This window comes from Labrys sp. Lb11, from assembly GCF_057554225.1.
This window is the reverse complement of sequence record NZ_BAAJOT010000001.1, coordinates 577,579-596,991: the sequence shown is the minus strand read 5'-3', so window position 1 is coordinate 596,991 and position 19,413 is coordinate 577,579. Positions and strand designations below refer to the sequence as shown.

Genomic DNA, 19,413 nt, shown 5'->3' with positions numbered 1-19,413 from the left:
AGCCGCCCGCCTCGCGGAGACGGCTCGGGCCGAGGAAACACCGGAGGATCCGATGGCAGACGAAGGCATGTACGGCTCTCGCCGGAGCTCCAACGGGCATGAGCCGGACTCCGTCCTCTTCACCAATGTGCGGGTTCTGGACGGCACCGGCGAATATCCCTTCACCGGCGAGGTGCTGGTGCAGGGCAACCGGATCAAGCAGGTCACCCGCGGCGGATCTCGCTTCAGCGCCTCGAACGGCGGCGGCGCCACCGTCATCGACGGGATGGGCGCCACGCTGATGCCCGGCATGGTCGACGCGCACCTGCACCTGTCCTGGAACAATGCGCCAGGCATCGATCCGATCCAGATGATGCCGCCCGAGGAGCACATCCTCGTCACCGCCGAGATGGCCAAGCTCGTGCTCGACGCCGGCTTCACCGCCGGGCGCGGGGCCGCGGCGGCCAAGCCGCGCCTCGACGTCGTCATCCGCAACTTCATCAACGAGGGCCGGCTGCCGGGGCCGCGCTACACGGCGGCCGGGCCGGAGATCACCACGGTCGGCGGCCTCGGCGACTCCGCCCCCTCCCACATCCCGCACGAGGGCCTCAACCTCGGCATCGTCGTGTCCGGGCCCGAGGAGGTGCGGCGCACGGTGCGCACCCTGATCAAGTACGGCGTCGACTCCATCAAGCTCAACCTCTCCGGCGAGGAGATCACCGGCACGGGCGCCGAGGAGACGCCGATGTCGGAGGAGGAGGTCGCCATGGCGGCCAAGGCGCGCGGCAAGGTGCTCGCCGCCCATGCGCGTTCGTCCGAATCGGTCAAGCAGTGCATCCGTCACGGCATCCAGAACATCTACCACGCCTCCTTCGCCGACGAGGAAGCCCTCGACCTGCTGGAAGCGGCCAAGGACAGGCACTTCGTGGCCCCCGGCCTGGCCTGGCTGATCCGCACCGCCCGCCATGCGGAGGAATGGGGGATCAAGCCCGGCTCCCGGGTGGCGCAGCTCTACGAGCGCGAGCTGGAGATGGCGGTCGAGACCATGCGCAAGATGCACCGGCGCGGCATCCGCGTGCTGATCGGCGGCGACTACGGCTTCGCCTGGACGCCCCAGGGCACCAACGCCCGCGACATCGAGTATTTCGTCGACTTGATCGGCATGTCGCCGATGGAGGCGATCCTGGCGGCGACCAAGCTCGGCGGCCAGATCATGGGCATGGGCCATGAGCTCGGCCAGATCCGCGAAGGCTTCCTCGCCGACATGATCCTGGTCGACGGCGATCCCCTCGCCAATGTCCGCATCCTGCAGGAGCGCGACCGCCTGCTCGCGATCATGAAGGACGGCAGGTTCCACAAGAAGCCGCAGATGCAGGAGCAGCGCCGGCGCCTGATGGCCTGAGCGAGCCGCCCGGGCGCGCTCCAGGGCGGGCCCGAACCTTCGCGAGAGCACCGGGAGCCGAGGGACATGCCTCGATGAGACACCCGCTCTGGATCGTCCTGCCCGCCATCGCCGCGGCGCTTCTGCTCTGGCTGTTCCTGGCAGCCTGGCCCGACTGGCTCGTCGCGGCGATCGGCGCCAAGAAGGTGTTCGCCAACACCATCTTCAACGGCGTGACGCTCGCCGGCCTCTACTTCCTCGTCGCCAGCGGCTTCACCCTGGTGTTCGGGCTGATGCGCAACGTCAACCTGGCGCACGGCTCGCTCTACCTGTTCGGCGCCTATGTCGGCTACGAGGTGGCCGAGCGGACCGGCCTGTGGCTGCTCGGCGTCGCCGCCGGCTTCCTGGCCGCGGCCGCCGCCGGGGCGCTGATGCAGGTGACGGTGTTCCGCCGCATGGAGGGCGACGACCTACGCCAGACGCTGGTGACGATCGGCATCTCGATCGTCGCCGCCGACCTGATGCTCGCCTTCTGGTCCGGCAACACCTACCAGTTCACCACGCCCGACTGGCTGAACGGCGCGGTGACGACGCCGGTGGTCACCGCGGTGAAGGCGGACGGCACGGCGGTGCTGATGAAATACCCGCTCTACCGGTTGGTGGTGCTCGCGGCCGCGGTGCTGATCGGCATCGGCCTCTGGCTGCTGCTCAACCGCACGCGCATCGGCATGATGATCCGCGCCGGCGTCGACGACCGCGCCATGCTGGCGGCGACCGGCGTCAACGTGCACGCGGTCTTCGCCATCGTCTTCGCCATCGGCGCCGGCCTCGCCGGCTTTGCCGGCGTGGTCGGCGGCACCGCCCTGTCGATCGCGCCGGGCGAGGACGTGCGATACCTTCTCGCCTCGCTCGTGGTCGTCATCGTCGGCGGCATGGGATCGATCACCGGCGCCGCGATCGGCGCCCTGCTGATCGGCCTGGCCGAGCAGATCGGCCTGGCCTATTTCCCGACCTACGCCGTGGTCTTCACCTTCGTGATCATGGTCGTGGTGCTGGCGGTGCGGCCGCAGGGCATCATGGGACGGCCGGCATGAGCAGCCTCGACAGCCCCGCCAAGGCCGCGGCCGCCGACCTGCCGGAGATCGACCCGGCGGTCGTCCTCACCGGCCTCGCACTCCTCGCCTACCCCTTCGTGGCCAGTCCCTTCTTCACCTTCCAGATCGGCGCCTATGCGCTGGTCATGGGCACCATCGCGCTGTCGCTGACGGTGCTGGCCGGCTATGGCGGCATGGTCAGCCTGGCGCAGATGACGGTGGCCGGCATCGCCGGCTATCTCGTCGCCATCCTGGGCACCAACGGCTCGGGCGTTCTGGGCCTGGGCTGGCCCTGGTGGCTGACCGTGCCGGCGGCGATCCTGGCCGCGGCGGTGGCGAGCGCGCTGATCGGCATGCTGGCGGTGCGCACCGCGGGCATCTACACCATCATGATCACCCTGGCGATCGCCACCGCCTTCTTCTACTTCGTCCGCCAGAACTACGCCTGGTTCAACGGCTTCAACGGCTTCCACGGCATCACGCCGCCGACGGTGCTGGGCATCCACTGGCGCGATCCCGCGCCGTTCTACTATCTCAGCCTCGCCGTCGCCGCCTTCTTCTACGGCGCCACCGTCTATGCCGAGCGCTCGACCTTCGGCCTCGGCCTGCAGGCCGTGCGCGACAATCCCCGCCGGATGCGGGCGCTCGGCTTCGACGTGCCGGCCCACCGGGTGTTCGCCTTCTTCCTTTCCGGCCTGATCGCCGGCACGGCCGGGGTCCTGCTGGTCTGGTTCAACGGCCAGATCTCGCCCGGCACCGTCAGCGTCTCGGCGGCGATCGACGTGCTGATCATCGCCGTGGTCGGCGGCCTGAAGCGGCCGATCGGCCCCTATCTCGGCGCCGTCCTGTTCATCCTGCTCAAGAATTTCGCCATCGACCTGATCAGCGCCGACCGCTTCAACACGCTGATCGGCCTGACCTTCCTCTTGATCGTCCTGTTCTCCCCGGACGGCCTGCTCGGCCTGTGGGAGCAGTTGAAGGCGAGCGGCGCCAGCCGGTCCCTCCAGGACTCCCTGCGCCCGCCCCCGGCGCGCAGCGGTTCGAAATGACGGGGGCCGAACCGATGACAACAAGACAAGGAGGAAACTGCCATGCGGATTGACAGACGCGGTCTTCTGGCGGCGGCCGTCGCCCTCGGCGTGATGGCGCCGGGGCTGGCGGCGGCCGAGGACACGATCAAGGTCGGCGCCCTGGCGACGCTGGAGGGGCCCTTCACCGTGCTCGGCCAGGACGGCATGCGCGGCCTCAAGCTGGCGCTGCAGGAGGCGGGCTACACCGTCGCCGGCAAGAAGATCGAGCTGGTGACCGGCTCGTCCGACGCTTCGCCCGACAGCGCGGTGAAGGCGGCCCGCAAGCTGGTGGAGCAGGACGGCGTCCAGATCCTGATCGGCCCGCTCTCCGGCTCCGAAGGCATCGCCGTCAAGGACTACGCCAAGACGCAGCCGAAGGTGACCTTCCTCAACGGCTCCTCGGCGGCGCAGGACACGACGCTGTTCGACCCCGCCCCGAACTTCTTCCGATTCTCCACCGACGGCGTCCAGTGGATGGCCGGGCTGGGCGAGTATGTCTACAAGGACAAGGGCTACAAGAAGGTCGCGGTCGTCGCCGAGGACTACTCCTTCCCCTACAGCCAGGTGGAGGGCTTCATGGTGCCGTTCTGCCGGCTCGGCGGCAAGGTGACCCAGAAATCCTGGGTGCCGATCGGCAACAAGGACTTCTCCTCCGTCATTGCCGCCCTGCCCGACGACGTCGACGCGATCTATGTGGCGCTGGGCGGCGCCGACGCCGTGAACTTCCTCGGCCAGTACCAGCAGTCGGGCGGCAGCCTGCCGCTGATCGGCGGCTCGATCACGGTCGACCAGACGGTGCTCGGCTCCAAGGGCCAGCAGAAGAAGCAGATCATCGGCACGCCGGCGGCCGGCCCGACGGCCGACACCTGGGACGATCCGCGCTGGAAGAAGTTCAGCGAGGACTACAGGAAGGCCTTCTCCGACGCCTTCCCCTCCCCGTCGCTGTTCGCCCACGCCTACTACGTCAACACCAAGGCGGCGCTGCTGGCGCTCGACAAGGTCGGCGGCGACCTCTCCGACGGCGGCGCCAAGTACCGCGAGGCCCTGGCCAAGCTCGAGTTCGACACGCCGACCGGTCCGGTCAAGCTCGACAAGAACCGCAACGGCATCGCCAACATCTTCGTCACCGAAGTGGTCGAGGACGCCGACGGCAACCTGGTGAACAAGGTCATCAAGGTGGCCGAGAACATCGACCAGACGCTAGGCGTGGACGAGAAGGAGTTCCTGAAGATCGGCCCCGCCAGCCGCGACAACCCGGACTGCAAGTGATGACGACCGAACCGGCAGCCGGCTCGCTCGCGGCGCAGGGGGGCGACCATGCCCTCGAGCTCGCCGGCGTCGGCCGCCGGTTCGGGGCTCTGACGGCTCTCGCCGACATCTCCCTGCGGGTGAGGGCCGGCGAGCGGCGGGCCGTGCTCGGCTCCAACGGCGCCGGCAAGACGACGCTGTTCAACACCATCACCGGCGATTTCGCGCCCTCGAGCGGCTCGATCCGCTTCTTCGGCGAGGACATCACCACCTTCCCCACGCATGAGCGGATCCGCCGGGGGTTGCGCCGAACCTACCAGGTCTCGCTGCTGTTCGGCGGCCTCAGCGTCATCGACACCGTCTTCCTGGCCTGCCGCGGCGTCTCGCGCCGGCGCTTCTCGCTGCTGCGCCCGCGCCGGGACGAACCGACGCGCCAGCAGGCCGAGAGGATCATGCACGCCGTCAAGCTCGACGACAGCCGCGACGCCCTGGTCGGCGCGCTCAGCCATGGACAGCAGCGCCAGCTGGAAATCGCGCTGGCCCTGGCCGGCGCGCCGCGCTTCATCCTGTTCGACGAGCCGGCGGCCGGCCTGTCGCCGGCCGAGCGGCGCGACCTCGTCCAGATCCTGACACAGCTGCCCGCCCATATCGGCTACATCATCATCGAGCACGACCTCGACATCGCGCTACGCGTGTCGGAACGGGTGACGATGATGCACAATGGCCGCATCTTCCGGGAAGGCACGCCGGGCGAGATCGAGAACGATCCCGAAGTCCAGGCGATCTACCTCGGGGGCGGCCATGCGTGAGACCGCGTCCCGGGCGATCCTGCGCATCCGCGACCTGCAGGTCTATTACGGCGAATCCCATGCCATCCAGGGCGTCGACCTGACCCTGGAAAACCGGATCCTGGCGATCGTCGGCCGCAACGGCATGGGCAAGACCACGCTGTGCAACACCATCACCGGCCTGAAGCGGGCGCGATCCGGCTCGATCGCCGTGGCCGGCCGGGAGATCGCCGGGCTGGAGCCCCACCGGATCGCCCGCCTCGGCGTCGGCTACGTGCCGCAGGGGCGCCGCGTCTGGCGCAGCCTCTCGGTGGACGAGCACCTGCGCGTTGCCGCGCGGGGCGGCCGGGACGCCGCGTGGACCGTGGATCGCATCTACGCGACCTTCCCGCGGCTGGCGGAACGGCGCGGCAATGGCGGCGGCCAGCTTTCGGGCGGCGAGCAGCAGATGCTGGCGATCTCGCGGGCACTGCTCGGCAATCCGCGCCTGCTGGTCATGGACGAGCCGACCGAGGGCCTGGCGCCCGTCATCGTCGACCAGGTGGCGGGCATGCTGGCCGAGCTCTCGGCCGAGGGCGAGATCGCCGTGCTGCTGATCGAGCAGAACATCGGCGTCGCGGCGACGATCGCCGAGACCGTCGCCATCATGGTCAACGGCCGCATCAACCGCACCATGCCGGCCCGCGAACTCGCCGCCGACCGGGATCTGCAGCAGCGCCTCCTCGGCGTCGGCCGCCATGGCGAGGAGGCCGAGGAGACGCCGACGGAACCGGGCGAGAGCGCCGGGGAGCGTCTCGCCGAAGTCTACAGGGTGGTGCGCGGCGCCGATGCGACGGCCCCGGCCGCCGCCGGCGGTTTCCGCGCCAACACCTCCCTGCCGAACCGCTGGGCCCTCACCGACGCCGAGATCGGGCGCGGTGTGCGGCCGGCCGCGCCGCCCGAGCCCGCGGCGGCCCCGCGCCTCGTCGAGCCGGCTCCGGCCGACCGGCACGGGCGGACGGCCATCGTCGCGGGAACCTTCGACACCAAGGGACGTGAGCTGAAGTTCATCCGCGACGTCCTGCGCGAGGCCGGCATCCGCACCAGGACTGTCGACCTCTCCACGTCCGGCAGGCCGTCGAGCGCGGACGTGCCGCCGCAGGAGGTCGCGGGATCCCACCCGCGCGGCGGCAGCGCCGTCTTCACCGGCGAGCGCGGCGAGGCCGTCGAGGCGATGGCCGTGGCCTTCCAGGCCTGGATCGCGCGCCAGCGCGACATCGGCGGCGTGATCTCGGCCGGCGGCTCGGGCGGCACGTCCCTGGCGACGGCCGGCATGCGCCGCCTGCCAGTCGGCATCCCCAAGATCATGATCTCGACCGTCGCCTCCGGCGAGGTCGGGCGCTATGTCGGCGCCTCCGACATCCTGATGATGCATTCCGTCGCCGACGTGCAGGGGCTGAACTCGATCACCGAGCGCATCCTGGCCAACGGCGCCAATGCGCTCGCCGGCATGATCGCCCGGGCACCGGATCCGGCCGCGCGCTCCGCCGCGGCCGCCAAGCCGGCGCTCGGCATCACCATGTTCGGGGTGACCACCCCCTGCGTCCAGGCCCTGACCGAGAGCCTGCAGGACGAGTACGACTGCCTCGTCTTCCACGCCACCGGGGTCGGCGGCCGCTCGATGGAGAGCCTGGCCGATTCCGGCCTGCTCGCCGGCGCGATCGACGTCACCACCACCGAGGTCGCGGACATGCTGGTCGGCGGGGTGTTCCCGGCGACCGAAGACCGCTTCGGCGCGTTCGTCCGCCAGCCCATCCCCTATGTCGGCTCGGTCGGAGCCCTGGACATGGTCAATTTCGGCCCGCGCGACACCGTGCCGGACCGGTTCCGCGGCCGCAACTTCGTCATCCACAACCCGAACGTCACGCTGATGCGCACGACGCGGGAGGAGAACACGCAGGCGGGGCGCTGGATCGGCGCCCGGCTCAATGCGATGCGCGGGCCCGTGCGCTTCCTGATCCCGGCCGGCGGCGTTTCGGGCCTCGACGCGCCGGGCAAGCCCTTCCACGACCCGGAAGCCGACCGGGCCCTGTTCGACGCGATCGAGCAGACCGTGCAGCAGACCGGCCAGCGCCGCATCGTGCGCCTGCCGCTGCACATCAACGACCCCGCCTTCGCGGCGGCCCTCGCCGAGGCCTTCCGCGAGATCGCCCCCCTGCGCAAGAGAGCCTGACCATGCCGCGCTTCGAACGATCCGCCCTCCTCGAGAAATTCCGCGCCATGATCGCGCGCGGCGAGGTCATTGTCGGCGGCGGCGCCGGCACAGGCCTCTCGGCCAAGTGCGAGGAGGCCGGCGGCATCGACCTCATCGTCATCTACAATTCGGGCCGCTACCGCATGGCCGGCCGCGGCTCGCTCGCCGGCCTGCTCGCCTACGGCAATGCGAACGAGATCGTCATGGAGATGGCGGCCGAGGTGCTGCCGGTGACCCGGCACACGCCGGTGCTGGCCGGGGTCAACGGCACGGATCCGTTCTGCCTGATGGACAGGTTCCTCGACGAGATCAAGGCGGTCGGCTTCTCCGGCGTGCAGAACTTCCCGACGGTCGGCCTGATCGACGGCACCTTCCGCGCCAATCTGGAGGAGACCGGCATGTCCTACGGCCTGGAGATCGACATGATCGCCAAGGCCCATGCCAAGGATCTGCTGACGACCCCCTACGTCTTCAACGAGGACGAGGCAGCGGCCATGGCCAAGGCCGGCGCCGACATCATCGTCTGCCATCTCGGCCTGACCACCGGCGGCGCCATCGGCGCGCAGACGGCCCTGAAGCTGGAGGATTGCCCGGCCCTGGTCGACCGCTGGGCCGAGGCGGCGCTGCGGGTGAAGCCCGACGCCATCATCCTCGTCCATGGCGGTCCTGTCTCCGAGCCGGAGGACGCGGCCTATGTCCTCGCCCGTGCCCACACCTGCCACGGCTTCTACGGCGCCTCCTCGATGGAGCGCCTGCCGACGGAGCGGGCGCTGGTCGAGCAGACGCGGCGTTTCAAGGCCGTGACGCGGCAACACTGAAGACAAGCGCCGCGCGGACGCCCGCCGGGGGCGTCGGCCGGCCGGGAGGAAACGGCAATGGCTGGTGAGATCATCGGGACGCTCATTCTCTGGCTGATCGTCGCGGCGATCGTCGTGGCGATCGCGGTCTATCTGCTGCGCTGGCTCTATCGCCGCTCGACCAAGGAGATGGCGTTCGTGCGCACGGGCTTCGGCGGCGAGAAGGTGGTCATCAACGGCGGCGCCTTCGTCATCCCCGTGCTGCACGAGGTCACGCCGGTCCAGATGACCGTGATGCGGGTCGAGGTGAGGCGCGGCCAGTCGAACGCGCTGATCACCCGGGACCGCATGCGCGTCGACCTGATCGCCGAGTTCTTCCTGCGGGTGCAGCCGTCGCGGGAGGCGGTCGCCGTCGCCGCCCAGACCCTGGGCCGGCGGCTGCTGCAGCAGGACGGCATCCGCGAACTGTTCGAGGGCAAGTTCGCCTCGGCCTTGCGGGCGGTGGCCGCCGAGCTCACCCTGGAGGAGATCCATGTGCGCCGGAGCCAGTTCATGGCGCGGGTGCGCGAGCAGGCCGCCGAAGCGCTCGCCTTCAACGGCCTGGAGCTGGAGACCGTCTCGCTCGTCGATCTCGACCAGACCAGCCTGGAGTTCTTCGATCCGGCCAATGCCTTCGACGCGGAAGGCCTCACCCAGCTGACCGAGACGATCGAGATGCGCCGCAAGATGCGCAACCAGATCGAGCAGCAGACGATGGTCGAGATCCGCAGCCAGAACCTGGAATCCGAACGCCGGGTGCTGCAGATCGACCGCGAGAGCGAATATGCGCGGATCGAGCAGGAACGGGAGATCGAGATCCGCCGGGCGGTGCAGCGGGCCGAGCTGGCGCGCGAACGGGCCCAGCGCGATCAGGAGGCCCAGCAGGCCCAGCTCGCCGCCGCCGAGGCGACGGAGAAGACGCGCATCGCCCAGGAGCGTGCGCTCGCCGAAAGCCGCATCGCCAGCGAGGAGGAGGTCCGCAAGCGCGAGATCGCCCGCCGGCAGGCCGTGGAGGAGACGGAGCTGCGCAGCCGCGAGCAGACCGAGCGGGAGGAGATCGCCCTCGGCCTCGCCGTCGAGCGCGAGCGCATCCGCCGCCAGCGCGAGCAGGAGGAGCTGGAGGTCGGACGCCGCCTCGGCCTGGAGCTGGCCGAGCGCGAGCGCGAGATCACCCTGTCGCGCAAGGCGGTGGAGGTGATCCAGGCCGACGTCGAGGCCCGGCGCGCCGAAATCGCCTCGCGCACCGATGTGGAGCGCGAGCGCGTATCGTCCGAACGCCGCCTCGACGAGGCGCGGATCGAGCGTGAGCGCGCCCTGCAGGCCCTGGAGATCGCCAAGCGCCAGGCCTTCGAGGAGGCGGAGATCGTCTCCGGCGAAGAGGTGGAACGCGCCCGCATCGCCACCGAGCGTGGCCTGGGCGAGGCCCGGGTGGTGCGCGACCGCGACCTCAGCAGGCTCGCGGTCGAGCGCGACAAGGTGCTGGAGATCGCGGAGATCGACAAGGCGATCGAAGTCGCGGCCAAGTCGCGCGAGCGCTCCGCCGCCATTGCCGACGCCGAGGCCGCCCGCGCCGCGGCGATCCTGGCGGAGGAACAGGTCTTCACCGCGCGCGAGCGCGAGATCGCCGAGCGGCGCAAGGCGATCGACCTCATCGCCGCCGCCCGCGACGTCGAACGCGAGCGGCTGCACCTCACGGCCAAGGCCAGGGCGGAGCAGGACGCGGCCGCGGATTTCGCCGAGGCCAAGCGCATCATCGCCAAGGGCGAGGCCGACGCGACGCGGATCCGCACGGAAGCCGAGGCGACGCGCTACAAGGTCGACGCCGAAGGCCAGCGCCAGGCCAACGAGGCCGACAATGTCCTGACCGCCGAGGCGCGGGCTTCGCGCGCCCGCATGAAGCTGCTCGACAAGATCGAAGGCATCGTGCGCGAGAGCGCCCGGCCGATGGAGAAGATCGACGGCATCAAGATCCTGCATGTCGACGGCCTCGGCGGCGGCCAGGACGGGGGGCGCAAGAACGTCACCGACGAGGTGATCGACAGCGCCCTGCGCTACCGCGTGCAGGCGCCGATGATCGACAGCCTGATGAAGGAGGTCGGCATCGACGGCGCCAGCATCGGCCGCATGACCGACGTGCTGCGCGATGCCAAGGACCTTGATTCCATCGTCCGCAACCGGCGCAAGGACAAGGGCGACAGCGGCGCGCGCAAGGACGAAGGCGAGGGCGAGGGCCGGGCCGACCGCCGGGACGACGACTGATGCGGCGGATCGGGCCTTGCGACGCCGGGCGCGACCTCGGCCGGCGGAAGCGGCGAGGGCGGCGCCGGCTGCCGTATCCGCGACCGTCATGGGCGGACCTGATCCGCCCATCCACGCGATCGGCTGCGGCATCGGGAAAGGTTCCTCTCCCGGATGCATCAGGCCCGGCCGGCGTCGCGGGCGCGCGGACGGCCGGGTCAAGCGCCGCCGTGACGGGAAGGCTGCGGCAAGGACGGAGCCGGCCGCGCCTCCGGCCCGGGGCCTCCCCGCTCATGCCTGCCCGCCCCCATTGCTGACGAGGAGCATCCCTTGGCCAAGGTCTATGTGTCTTGCATCGTCGCGGCCCCGGCGGCGCAGGTCTGGGCGGTGATCCGGGACTTCAACGGACTGCCGGGCTGGACGCCCTTCGTGGCCGAGAGCCGGATCGAGCAGAACGAGCCGGCCGACAGGGTCGGCGCGATCCGCAATTTCCGCCTGCGCGACGGCGGGCGGATCCGCGAGCGGCTGCTCGCCCTCTCCGACTACGACCTGTCGATGAGCTATTCGATCCTGGAAAGCCCCATGGGCGTGGAGAACTACGTCGCCACGCTGCGGCTCATTCCCGTGACCGACGGCAACCGCGCCTTCGCCGAATGGAGCGCCGAGTTCGACTGCCCGCCCGCGCGTGAGGCCGAGCTGGTCGGACATATCGGCCGGAACGTCTTCCAGGCGGCCTTCCGCGCGCTCCAGACCCGTTTCGGCGGCTGACGCGATGGCGTCCGTGCGGATCGTCAGGAGCACGGTGATCGACGCGCCGGTCGAGGAGGTCTGGCGCCTGCTGCGCGACTTCAACGGCCATGCCGGCTGGCACCCGGCGATCGCCCGCAGCCGGATGGAGGACGGGGCGGCGACGGACCTTGTCGGGGGCGTCCGCGCCTTCGATCTCGCCGGCGGCGGGCACCTGCGCGAGCAGTTGATCGCCCTCTCCGACCGCGATCGCAGCCTGACCTATTGCCTCGTCGAAGCGCCCGTGCGCCTCGACGGTTATGTCGCCACCATGAGCCTGAAGCCGGTCACCGACGGCGACCGGACGCTGCTGGTGTGGCAGAGCCGCTTCGCGCCGCCGCCGGCGCAGGCGCAGGCGCTCGCCCACCTCGTGGCCGAGGAGATCTACGAGGCGGGGTTCGCGGCGCTGCAGCGCCGGTTCGAGCCCTCCGAACGCCGTCGCGCGCCGGTCTCCGGGTTGCCTCCGGCGATCCGGCCGCTTCCGGCCGCGACCGCTCCCCGCTCCCGCGGCGGCGAGACGCTGCGGGCGCAGGCGATCGTCGTCGAGCGCCATGGCGGGCCGGAGGTGCTGGTGCCGCGCCTCGTCGACGTGCCGCCGCCGGGGCCCGGCGAGGTGCGGATCCGCCAGGCCGCGGTCGGCGTCAATCATATCGACCTGCATTGCCGGACCGGCGACGTCGCGCTGATGGCCCTGCCCGGCACGCCCGGCCTGGAGGCGGCGGGCACGGTGCTCGACATCGGCCCCGGCGTCTCCCATCTCGGGCCCGGCGACCGCGTGGTCTATGCCTGCCATCCACCCGGCGCCTATGCGGCCCTGCGCAGCATGGCGGCGGACCTGGTCGTGCGCCTGCCGCCGGACATCCCCGAGGACGCCGCCGCGGCCGTGTTCCTCAAGGGCCTGATGGCCGATATCCTGGCAACGGACGTGCACCCGCCGCGCCGCGGAGACGTTGCTCTGGTGCGGGCGGCGGCGGGCGGCGTCGGCCTGATCCTCGCCCGCCTGCTCAAGGCCGGGGGCATGACGGTGATCGGCGCCGTCTCGACGCAGGAGAAGGCCGCGGCGGCGCGCCGGGCCGGCTGCGATCATATGGCCTGCGGCGCCGAAAGCGACGTGGCCGAGGCGGTGCGGACCGCCACGGCCGGGCGCGGGGTCGACGTCGTCTTCGACGGCCTCGGCCGCGACAGCTTCGAGGCCTCGCTCGACCTGCTGGCCCGGCGCGGCCACCTCGTCAGCTACGGCCAGGCGAGCGGCCCGCTCGGCGAGCGCAACCTCGACCGCCTCGCCGCCAAGTCCGCTCGCCTTTCACGGCCGAGCTTCGGGCACTATGCGGGCCACCGTGACGAACTCGCCGCCCGCGCCGCCCGTCTGTTCGCCCTGGTGCGGGACGGTACGGTGCGCCCCGAAATCGCCGGGCAGCTAGCGCTGGACGAGGCGGCCGAGGCGCATCGCCGGCTGGCCTCCCGGCGCACCATCGGGTCGCTCGTGCTGATCCCGGCGGCGGCCGGCGCGCCGGCCTGACGCCTCGCCGCGCCAGAGTACACCTGATTCGCCGGTTATCCGCGCCGCATGACCGCACGGACCGCGCCTGCCTCCCTGCGCAGTCGATGCGCGCGTTGCAAGGTCGCCCCCGATCGGGCAAAGGTCGGAACGGCAACATCTCCAGCGACGGCGGGTCGAATGAACGTCCTTCTCATCGGGTCCGGCGGGCGTGAGCACGCCCTGGCCTGGGCCATTTCCGCAAGCCCGCTCTGCGATCGGCTCTATGCGGCGCCGGGCAATCCCGGCATCGAGGAATGCGCGATCTGCGTCGCGCTTGACACCGCCGACCATGCCGGCGTCATCGCCTTCTGCCGCGAGCATGCGGTCGACTTCGTGGTCGTCGGTCCCGAGGCGCCGCTGGTCGCCGGCCTGGTCGACGATCTCGCCGCCGCCGGCATCAAGGCCTTCGGTCCGGGCAAGGCCGCAGCCCAGCTCGAGGGCTCGAAGGGCTTCACCAAGGATCTGTGCCGCGAATTCGGCATCCCCACCGCCGCCTATCAGCGCTTCTCCAACGCGGACTGGGCCAAGGCCTATGCGCGCGACCGCGGCGCGCCGATCGTGGTGAAGGCCGACGGCCTCGCCGCCGGCAAGGGCGTCGTGGTGGCCCAGACCATGGCCGAGGCGGCCGCCGCCATCGACATGATGCTGGACGGGGGCCTCGGCAAGGCCGGCGGCGAAGTGGTGGTGGAGGACTTCCTGGAAGGCGAGGAAGTTTCCTTCTTCGCCCTGTGCGACGGCAAGCACGCCCTGCCGCTCGCCTCCGCCCAGGACCACAAGCGTGTCTTCGACGGCGACAAGGGTCCCAACACCGGCGGCATGGGCGCCTATTCCCCGGCGCCGGTGATGACGCCGGAGCTGGAGGCGCAGGTGATGGACACCATCGTGCTGCCGACGGTGAAGGCGATGAACATTCGCGGCACGCCGTTCAAGGGCGTGCTGTTCGCCGGCCTGATGATCACCAAGGACGGGCCGAAGCTGATCGAATACAATGTCCGCTTCGGCGATCCGGAAGCGCAGGTGCTGATGCCGCGCTTGCGCTCCGACCTGTTGCCGGCCCTGATCGCCGCGACCGACGGCGTGCTCAAATCCGTCTCGCTGCGCTGGAAGGACGAGGCCGCGCTCTGCGTGGTGATGGCGACGCAGGGCTATCCCGGCCCCTACGAGAACGGCAGCGAGATCCGCAATCTGCAGCAGGCGGCATCGATGCCGAACGTCCTGGTCTTCCATGCCGGCACGAAGCGCGACGGCGACCGCATCCTGGCCAATGGCGGCCGCGTGCTCGGCATCACCGCCGTCGGCGCCGGCGTCGCGGCGGCGCAGGCCCGGGCCTACGAGGCCGTGGCCGCGATCGACTGGCCGGAGGGGTTCTGCCGGCGCGACATCGGCTGGCGGGCAGTGGAACGCAAGGCCTGAATCGGGTCATATGGTGGCGTATCGCAGGGAGAGATGCCGCCATGCCCGACCTTGCCGACCTGTTTCCCGGTTTCGCCTCGCACTGGATCGACACCGAAGCCGGACGCATCTTCGCCCGGTCCGGCGGCAACGGCCCGCCGCTCCTGCTGCTGCACGGCTTTCCGCAGACCCATGTGATGTGGCACCGCCTCGCTCCGGCGCTGGCCGAGCATTTCACCCTGGTGCTGATGGATCTGCGCGGCTATGGCTGGTCCTCCGCGCCGCGTTCGGACCCGGAGCATCGCGTCTTCTCCAAGCGCGCGATGGCGACCGACGCCGTCGCCGTCATGGCGACGCTCGGCCATGTCCGTTTCCGTCTCGCCGGCCATGACCGGGGCGGGCGCGTCGCCTATCGGCTGGCTCTCGACCATCCCGGCCGGGTCGAGCGCCTGGCCGTGCTCGACATCGTTCCCACCTGGAACATGTGGCAGGGCATGGACGCCGCCCACGCCATGTCGACCTATCACTGGCTGTTCCTGGCCCAGCCCGGCCGCCTGCCGGAGACGCTGATCGGCGCCGCCGCCCTGCCCTACCTCGAGCACACGCTGGCGAGTTGGACCGCCGGCGGCACGCTCGATGCCTTCGACCCCCGCGCCATGGCCCATTATCGCGCCGCCTTCAATGATCCCGCCCGCATCCACGCCTTTTGCGAGGACTACCGCGCCGGCGCCACCGTCGATCGCGACGACGATGCGGCGGATCGATCGGCCGGGCGCAGGATCGGCTGTCCCCTCTTCGCCGCCTGGGGCGCCGAAGGCTTCCCCGCCAAGGGGCGCGGTCCCCTCGAAGTCTGGCGCGAATGGGCCGACGACGTCGCCGGCACGGCGATCGAAGGCGGCCATTTCCTCGCCGAGGAGAACCCGGCGGCAACAGCGGCGGCGCTTCTGCGCTTCTTCGCCTAGGGGGCCGCGTTGACCGGCCGATCCCAGTCGCGGCCCCACGGCGCGCCGAGCGTGGCGATCGCGCTCGGCGGCGGCGGCGCCCGCGGGCTGGCGCATATCCCGATGCTGGAGGCACTCGACGAGCTCGGCGTCAGGCCTGTGGCGCTCTCCGGCACCTCCATGGGCGCGATCCTGGCCGCCGCCTATGCCTCCGGCATGCCGGCCAGGGATATCCGCGAGGTCACGGTCGCGACGTTGCGCGACCGGCGCGGCATGCTCGCCAAGGTGATGGAAGCCCGGGCCGGGCGCTTCGTCGACATCTTTTCCGGCTTCGGCAATCCGATGCTGATCGATCCAGAGGCCCTGTGCGCGCTGCTGCTGCCGCAGGCGGTGGCGCCGGACTTCGGCGCCTGCGCCACGCCGCTGACGATCGTCGCCACCGATTTCTACGCCCGCCGGGAGGTGGCGTTCACCAGTGGGCCGCTGCACCGGGCCGTCGCCGCCTCCATCGCCATTCCAGGCCTGATCCGGCCGGTGGAGATCGACGGCCGCGTGCTCATCGACGGCGGTGCGGTCAATCCCCTGCCGATCGATCATGTCCGCGCCCACGCCGACATCGTGGTCGGCGTCGACGTCACCGGCGGCCCGCTCCGGCCGGCGCGGGAGCACCTGCCCGGGCCGTGGGACGCGGTGTTCGGCGCCTTGCAGATCCTGCAGGGCTCGCTGATCGACCAGAAGCTGGCGCGCCACCCGCCCGACATCCTGATCCGGCCCGACGTCGACCTCTTCGGCGTGCTCGACTTCTTCCGGGTCAGCGTCATCCTGCGCCTGGCCCGGCCGGCGAAGGAGGAACTGAAGCGCAGGCTCGCCGCCCTGCTGGAGCGGGCATGACCGCCATATGGCGCCCCGACATCGATTCTCTCGCCTTCCGAGCCGCCGGCCATGACGGGCTGTGCGTCGTGCACCGCCGGGCCTTCCGCATCCTCGTCGGACGGGAGAGCACGGCCGAGGACTGCCTCGCCTGGTTCGCGGCGCATCGGGCTGTGTTCGAGGCGGCGGCGCGGGCCAAGATCGCCCGGGCGGCCCTCGGCCGGCAGGCGAATTTCCACCTGAACAGCCGCGACATCCGACGCGCCGCCGCCCGACCGTGACGCGGGAAAGACATGGGATGTCGCGCCTCTCCTTGACACCCTCCTGCCCCATCGGTAGCGTCCAAGGCTTCAACGGTCCCCGCAAGGGGTCAAAAGGGAACGTCGTGAGGCCGCGAGGCCGAAGCGCCGGCTGCCCCCGCAACTGTAAGCGGCGAGTCGAAGACCGAATCGAGCCACTGGGAAACCGGGAAGGCCGGCCTGAGACACCGACCCGCGAGCCAGGAGACCTGCCGTTGTTGGTCCAGGACCGGGCGGGGTGTCCCGAGTGGTGCAAGAACCGGCTCTCGAGGCCGGTGCTTGCGGCTTCTCGCTCTCCCGCCGCGGATCCGCGGGTGATTTCGCAAGCGAGGAGCGTCGCATGTCCCAGCAATCGGCCGTCATCGGCCATACCGCGGTCCGCGACCGCGCCAGCGTCCTGATCCAGGCCTTCGCCGCCCTGGCCCTGGGCATTCTCGTCCTTGGCATGGTCGGTTTCTCGCCGATCGACGTCCTGCACAACGCCGCCCACGACACCCGGCATTCCAACGCCTTCCCCTGTCACTGAGACGGCGCCGTGAGCATCTTCCGGTCCATCGTCTTCACCTCGGTCGTCGCAGGCCTGATTGCCGGGCTGCTGGTCACGTTCGCCCACCAGTTCGGCACCGTGCCGCTGATCCTCAAGGCCGAGGTCTACGAGAAGGCTGCCGAGGCTGCCGCGCCGGCAGCGGCCGAGGCCCAGGCGGCGCACGAGCACCAGGCCGGCGCCGCGGCCCACGAGCATGACGCCGAGGCCTGGGAACCGGCCGACGGCTTCCAGCGCAACGCCTTCACCGCGCTCGCCGATGTCCTCACCGCCATTGGCTTTGCCCTGCTGCTGACCAGCGCCTATGTGATCTCGGGCCGCGCGATCACCTGGCGCGAGGGCCTGATCTGGGGCCTGGCCGGCTTTGCGGTGTTCACGATCGCGCCCAGCCTCGGCCTGCCCCCGGAACTGCCGGGCATGCCGGCAACCGAACTCGGGCCGCGTCAGACCTGGTGGATCGGGACGGCGCTGGCGACGGCGGCGGGCATCGGCCTGATCGTGTTCAGGCGCGCCCCCTGGGCGGCGGTGCTGGGCGTCGCCCTGATCGTCGCGCCTCACCTCATCGGCGCGCCGCCGCCGGCCGACGAGGCCACGAACGTGCCGGAGTCGCTCTGGCATCAGTTCGTCGTCGCCGTGACCGTGACGAGCTTCCTGTCCTGGGCGGTGCTCGGCAGCGTCACCGGCGCGCTGCACCAGCGCTTCTCGCGCGGCTGAAACCGGGCACACACGCGGACAATGCCCCTCTCCCGTCGGGAGAGGGGTTTTTTTGTCGGGCTCACGCCCTGCTCAAAGCAGGAAGTCGTTGGCCTGGAACGCCGTGATGCCGTTGACCAGGATCGAGAAGTCGGCGGTGCCGTCCCCGTCCCGGTCGCCCTCGACGAAGGCGTTGCCGCTGGCCGTGACGCGATAGCGCAGCTCGCCGGCGTGGTGCGAGAAGGCCGAGGTGCCGATGAACTGGAGGGCCTGGTTTCCGGCCAGATCGGCGCGGGCGTCGATCCCGCGCAGGTCGATGCGGTCGCCCTGGGCGTGGCTGAAGTCGAGGATGGTGTCGCGGCCGGCAGCCGCGATGGTGCTCTCGGCCAGAGCGCCGACGATGAAGAGATCGGCGCCGGTGCCGCCGGTCAGCTTGTCGGCCCCCGCCCCGCCGGTCAGCCGGTCCTGCCCGGCGCCGCCCTTGAGCGTATCGTCGCCACCGCCGCCGGCCAGGGTGTTGTTGCCGGAATTGCCGGTGATGGTGTTGTCGAGGCCGTTGCCGGTGCCGGCATGGTTGCCGGTGCCGATCAGCACCAGGGTCTCCACGTCTCCCCGGACCATCGCCGTGTTGGCCAGGCTGACGTCGACCACCGCGTAGATCCGGTCGATCCCGGAAGCGGCCGTCTCGTTGACGATGTCGAAGCCGTCATCGACGTAGTAGGTGTCGTTGCCGACGCCGCCGACCATGGTGTCGGCGCCGTCACCGCCGATCAGGGTGTCGTTGCCGGCGCCGCCGTAGAGCACGTCGGCGCCCGCATCGCCGGAGAGCCGGTCGTTTCCGTCCCCGCCGTTGATCACGTCGTTGTCGGCCCCGCCGCTGGCCGTGTCATTGCCGCCCTTGCCGCTGACCGTGTCGTCGCCGGAACCGGTGATGATCACATCCATGCCGGCGCCGCCGACGCGCGTCAGGGCGGTGGTGGCATAGGCCGCCACCTGGATGTCGAGGTCGAGGTAGACGCTGTCGGCGCTGAAGGTGTTCATCGCCGAAAAGGCGACATGGTCGGTCACGACGTTCTCGCCCGAATCGGGGTCGAGGCCGAGGCTGATGCCGGCCGTTCCCGACTCGCCGCTATATCCGCTGACCCAGCCGGTGCCGTCGCCGTAGCTCGCGCCCCAGGACGTGTCGCCGAAATACTCGCTGGTCTCCGGGTCGATATAGGCATCGATCGTGTAGTCGATCTGGATATCGAAAAGAGCGCTATCTCGATCGACCCAGACATTGTAGCTGGCATAAGCCGCCATGGTCCTCATCCTCTCTCGCGCCCGGATTCACGATCCTAGGATGGAAAAACCTGTCCGATCAAACTCTTTCGGACCATCCCATACTCTGGAATCATTACGGAATGCCGCAAAGGCATACCGGCCGGCGGAGACGGGCGCCCACGCCGACCCCGGCGAGCGGCATGGATGGCGCGACGCCG

17 protein-coding genes and 1 riboswitch are annotated in these 19,413 nt (G+C 70.5%); of the genes, 16 read left to right on the top strand and 1 reads right to left on the bottom strand.

The features are described 5' to 3' along the window. Positions 1-52 precede the first annotated feature (52 nt). The 16 genes from AC27L4_RS02780 to AC27L4_RS02705 all read left to right on the top strand — a co-directional run bounded on the left by AC27L4_RS02780 (position 53) and on the right by AC27L4_RS02705 (position 17,953). On the top strand, positions 53-1,381 hold the full coding sequence (locus AC27L4_RS02780) for a metal-dependent hydrolase family protein (RefSeq protein ID WP_487140425.1): 1,329 nt from the start codon (positions 53-55) through the stop codon (positions 1,379-1,381). A gap of 74 nt (positions 1,382-1,455) precedes the next feature. Further along, on the top strand, positions 1,456-2,454 hold the full coding sequence (locus tag AC27L4_RS02775; protein WP_487140424.1) for a branched-chain amino acid ABC transporter permease: 999 nt from the start codon (positions 1,456-1,458) through the stop codon (positions 2,452-2,454). Beyond that, positions 2,451-3,503 (top strand): branched-chain amino acid ABC transporter permease, encoded by a 1,053-nt coding sequence (locus AC27L4_RS02770; RefSeq protein ID WP_487140423.1) that lies wholly within the window; start codon positions 2,451-2,453, stop codon positions 3,501-3,503. The genes AC27L4_RS02775 and AC27L4_RS02770 overlap by 4 nt, the downstream gene beginning before the upstream one ends. Before the next feature lie 42 nt (positions 3,504-3,545). Next, on the top strand, positions 3,546-4,793 hold the full coding sequence (locus AC27L4_RS02765; protein ID WP_487140422.1) for an ABC transporter substrate-binding protein: 1,248 nt from the start codon (positions 3,546-3,548) through the stop codon (positions 4,791-4,793). After that, on the top strand, positions 4,793-5,581 hold the full coding sequence (locus AC27L4_RS02760) for an ABC transporter ATP-binding protein (RefSeq protein ID WP_487140421.1): 789 nt from the start codon (positions 4,793-4,795) through the stop codon (positions 5,579-5,581). Before AC27L4_RS02765 ends, AC27L4_RS02760 begins: the two co-directional genes overlap by 1 nt. Further along, positions 5,574-7,772 (top strand): Tm-1-like ATP-binding domain-containing protein, encoded by a 2,199-nt coding sequence (locus tag AC27L4_RS02755; RefSeq protein ID WP_487140420.1) that lies wholly within the window; start codon positions 5,574-5,576, stop codon positions 7,770-7,772. Before AC27L4_RS02760 ends, AC27L4_RS02755 begins: the two co-directional genes overlap by 8 nt. 2 nt (positions 7,773-7,774) lie before the next feature. Beyond that, positions 7,775-8,611 carry a phosphoenolpyruvate hydrolase family protein gene (locus AC27L4_RS02750; RefSeq protein ID WP_487140419.1) on the top strand — a complete coding sequence of 279 codons (837 nt, stop codon included), beginning with the start codon at positions 7,775-7,777 and terminating at the stop codon, positions 8,609-8,611. A gap of 57 nt (positions 8,612-8,668) precedes the next feature. After that, a complete protein-coding gene (locus AC27L4_RS02745) occupies positions 8,669-10,888 on the top strand; it encodes a flotillin family protein (protein WP_487140418.1) in 2,220 nt (739 codons plus the stop codon). A 309-nt stretch (positions 10,889-11,197) separates the two neighbouring features. Continuing rightward, entirely contained in the window at positions 11,198-11,635 is a 438-nt protein-coding gene (locus AC27L4_RS02740; protein WP_487140417.1) for an SRPBCC family protein, read from the top strand. A 13-nt stretch (positions 11,636-11,648) separates the two neighbouring features. Then, complete coding sequence (locus AC27L4_RS02735; protein ID WP_487140416.1) at positions 11,649-13,172, top strand: SRPBCC family protein; 1,524 nt, start codon at positions 11,649-11,651, stop codon at positions 13,170-13,172. A 159-nt stretch (positions 13,173-13,331) separates the two neighbouring features. After that, complete coding sequence (gene purD, locus AC27L4_RS02730; protein ID WP_487140415.1) at positions 13,332-14,606, top strand: phosphoribosylamine--glycine ligase; 1,275 nt, start codon at positions 13,332-13,334, stop codon at positions 14,604-14,606. 41 nt (positions 14,607-14,647) lie between these two features. After that, entirely contained in the window at positions 14,648-15,547 is a 900-nt protein-coding gene (locus AC27L4_RS02725) for an alpha/beta fold hydrolase (RefSeq protein ID WP_487140414.1), read from the top strand. 9 nt (positions 15,548-15,556) lie between these two features. Further along, entirely contained in the window at positions 15,557-16,417 is an 861-nt protein-coding gene (locus AC27L4_RS02720) for a patatin-like phospholipase family protein (protein ID WP_487140413.1), read from the top strand. Further along, the gene (locus AC27L4_RS02715; RefSeq protein WP_487140412.1) at positions 16,414-16,677 is read left to right on the top strand and encodes a hypothetical protein; all 264 of its coding nucleotides are present in this window, start codon (positions 16,414-16,416) and stop codon (positions 16,675-16,677) included. The genes AC27L4_RS02720 and AC27L4_RS02715 overlap by 4 nt, the downstream gene beginning before the upstream one ends. A gap of 56 nt (positions 16,678-16,733) precedes the next feature. Further along, positions 16,734-16,926, top strand: a riboswitch (cobalamin riboswitch). Between the two features lie 109 nt (positions 16,927-17,035). Beyond that, entirely contained in the window at positions 17,036-17,221 is a 186-nt protein-coding gene (locus tag AC27L4_RS02710) for a CbtB domain-containing protein (protein WP_487140411.1), read from the top strand. A gap of 9 nt (positions 17,222-17,230) precedes the next feature. Beyond that, a complete protein-coding gene (locus AC27L4_RS02705) occupies positions 17,231-17,953 on the top strand; it encodes a CbtA family protein (protein WP_487140410.1) in 723 nt (240 codons plus the stop codon). Positions 17,954-18,025: 72 nt separating this feature from the next. Here AC27L4_RS02705 and AC27L4_RS02700 read toward each other — a convergent pair whose 3' ends face one another. Further along, positions 18,026-19,234 carry a calcium-binding protein gene (locus tag AC27L4_RS02700; protein ID WP_487140409.1) on the bottom strand — a complete coding sequence of 403 codons (1,209 nt, stop codon included), beginning with the start codon at positions 19,232-19,234 and terminating at the stop codon, positions 18,026-18,028. Positions 19,235-19,413: the final 179 nt, after the last annotated feature.

Bases quoted from the DNA above. Each gene is read 5' to 3' on its own strand.
- AC27L4_RS02780 (WP_487140425.1), top strand. From the start codon at position 53: ATGGCAGACGAAGGCATGTACGGCTCTCGCCGGAGCTCCAACGGGCAT.
- AC27L4_RS02775 (WP_487140424.1), top strand. From the start codon at position 1,456: ATGAGACACCCGCTCTGGATCGTCCTGCCCGCCATCGCCGCGGCGCTT.
- AC27L4_RS02770 (WP_487140423.1), top strand. From the start codon at position 2,451: ATGAGCAGCCTCGACAGCCCCGCCAAGGCCGCGGCCGCCGACCTGCCG.
- AC27L4_RS02765 (WP_487140422.1), top strand. From the start codon at position 3,546: ATGCGGATTGACAGACGCGGTCTTCTGGCGGCGGCCGTCGCCCTCGGC.
- AC27L4_RS02760 (WP_487140421.1), top strand. From the start codon at position 4,793: ATGACGACCGAACCGGCAGCCGGCTCGCTCGCGGCGCAGGGGGGCGAC.
- AC27L4_RS02755 (WP_487140420.1), top strand. From the start codon at position 5,574: ATGCGTGAGACCGCGTCCCGGGCGATCCTGCGCATCCGCGACCTGCAG.
- AC27L4_RS02750 (WP_487140419.1), top strand. From the start codon at position 7,775: ATGCCGCGCTTCGAACGATCCGCCCTCCTCGAGAAATTCCGCGCCATG.
- AC27L4_RS02745 (WP_487140418.1), top strand. From the start codon at position 8,669: ATGGCTGGTGAGATCATCGGGACGCTCATTCTCTGGCTGATCGTCGCG.
- purD (WP_487140415.1), top strand. From the start codon at position 13,332: ATGAACGTCCTTCTCATCGGGTCCGGCGGGCGTGAGCACGCCCTGGCC.
- AC27L4_RS02725 (WP_487140414.1), top strand. From the start codon at position 14,648: ATGCCCGACCTTGCCGACCTGTTTCCCGGTTTCGCCTCGCACTGGATC.
- AC27L4_RS02715 (WP_487140412.1), top strand. From the start codon at position 16,414: ATGACCGCCATATGGCGCCCCGACATCGATTCTCTCGCCTTCCGAGCC.
- AC27L4_RS02710 (WP_487140411.1), top strand. From the start codon at position 17,036: ATGTCCCAGCAATCGGCCGTCATCGGCCATACCGCGGTCCGCGACCGC.
- AC27L4_RS02700 (WP_487140409.1), bottom strand. From the start codon at position 19,234: ATGGCGGCTTATGCCAGCTACAATGTCTGGGTCGATCGAGATAGCGCT.